Annotated in this window: 2 tRNA genes; both read right to left on the bottom strand. The window is 47.0% G+C overall.

From position 1 onward, the window contains the following. Nucleotides 1-45 precede the first annotated feature (45 nt). Nucleotides 46-120: transfer RNA gene (locus tag AC2TDN_RS26640), tRNA-Gln, on the bottom strand. A gap of 30 nt (nucleotides 121-150) precedes the next feature. Then, nucleotides 151-226: transfer RNA gene (locus tag AC2TDN_RS26635), tRNA-His, on the bottom strand. Nucleotides 227-576 lie beyond the last annotated feature (350 nt).

The following is a 576-nucleotide window of genomic DNA, read 5'->3' as shown; positions in this document are numbered from 1 at the left end:
CTTGGCAAGGCGATGCTCTACCGCTGAGCCACTTCCGCAAATGAATGGCTGGGGATTCAGGGATCGAACCTGAGAATGACGGAGTCAAAGTCCGTTGCCTTACCGCTTGGCTAATCCCCAACAATAGTTGTCCTGCTTTTTTTGTGAAAATGGGGCGATCGAGGGGAATTGAACCCCCGAATGTCGGATCCACAAACCGATGCGTTAACCACTTCGCCACGACCGCCATAATCTTAATCAGGTGCTTATCTAAGTGAACATTTGGCTCACGGACAAAAAATAAAACCCACTGATGTGGGTCGATTGCTAATGCTTGCATTAGCAAGTTGCGCCCTGAAAACTGGATACGAAAGATTAGGTTTGCTGAAAACCTCTTTAACTGTTGTCTGCTGGATGTATGGGTCCATGCAAACCTTAAGCGTATGCTTACGATGTAGGTTTGAGTTACAACCTTTTTAGCGTATGCTTACGATGTAGGTTTGCTTAGCAAACCTTTTAGGATAAGCCCTCGACCGATTAGTATTCGTCAGCTGCACACATTGCTGTGCTTCCACCCCGAACCTATCAACCTCGTCG

The organism is Paenibacillus sp. Y660 (assembly GCF_057221575.1).
The sequence above is the reverse complement of the archived record's forward strand: the minus strand, read 5'-3'. Positions and strand labels throughout refer to the sequence as shown.